Source organism: Limosilactobacillus kribbianus (assembly GCF_026413145.1).
Taxonomy (GTDB): domain Bacteria; phylum Bacillota; class Bacilli; order Lactobacillales; family Lactobacillaceae; genus Limosilactobacillus; species Limosilactobacillus kribbianus.
Genome location: NZ_JAOVYZ010000105.1, coordinates 1 through 1,009, shown reverse-complemented (window position 1 = coordinate 1,009; position 1,009 = coordinate 1). Strand labels below are relative to the sequence as shown.

Genomic DNA, 1,009 nt, shown 5'->3' with positions numbered 1-1,009 from the left:
TGGTAATGGCACCTACAGCGGCAATACTGCTGGCAACGGTCAATTGAGCACTGGCACGACCGGTCAGATTGGTAACGGTGGCGGTTACGCTGGAACAGTTGCCAATGGACTACAAGGTCAAGCCGCAAGCTCGGTCAGCGGCACTAGCAGCGCTGCTTCCACTGGCGGTAATACCATCACGCTGCCACAAACGGGCAACGATACCGACACCAGTGCAATCCTGGCGGCTGCCGGAATTGAGTTAGCGGGTGCGCTCGGCCTGGCCGGGCTCGCCGCCAAGAAGAAACGTGAAAACTAAACAATTACATTGCTCGTAGCAGAGTCTGCTCAAAGAGTAAATAACCTCCCCAAATTTATTTACTTGATTCGAAACCAGGTAGATGGCTGCGGGCAATGAAAAGACCTCAGGAACTCATTCGAGTTGCCGAGGCCTTTTTGTTTAAGGGCGTGAAAAAATTAAAGGAATTTCGTGCGATCAAGCATTTCTTACGTCTTTATATATTAGGGGGACAAATCATCCGCCGAGTATATTAAATGGAGGGTCTGCAATGACACACTCAACGAACCAGGAGGCAGAGCTCCGAGCTAAATGGGAGCACCTGACCCTGGCTAACGACCGGATGTTTGGCATGGTGATGGAGGACGATCAGATCTGCTTGGAGTTGTTGCACCGTATTTTTCCACGATTAGATATCAAGCATATTCAACGGGTTACAACGCAAAAGCAGGTCAATACCACGCTTGGCATCAAGGCGCCGCGCTTTGATGCCTATGTGCGCGATGATCAGAATCGGACCTATATTTTGGAGATGCAGGTAAAAAACAATCACAACTTGCCGTTTCGAATGCGTTACTATATGAATCACGCAGATGTATTGAGACCAGGTGATAGTTACGATGAGCAACACGTTAATCCAATTTACGTGATTTTCTTTTGTGACTTTGACTACTATGGTGATGGTGCAATGGCATATGAATTCGAGATGCGATCGGTTCGAAATCCGGCTCG

General features: G+C 48.6%; 2 protein-coding genes. Both read left to right on the top strand.

The features are described from left to right. On the top strand, positions 1-298 hold a 298-nt coding region (locus OCT58_RS10375), incomplete at its 5' end, for an LPXTG cell wall anchor domain-containing protein (protein WP_267202735.1). Positions 299-548: 250 nt separating this feature from the next. Then, a partial coding sequence (locus OCT58_RS10370; RefSeq protein WP_267202734.1) for an Rpn family recombination-promoting nuclease/putative transposase occupies positions 549-1,009 on the top strand: 461 nt, incomplete at its 3' end.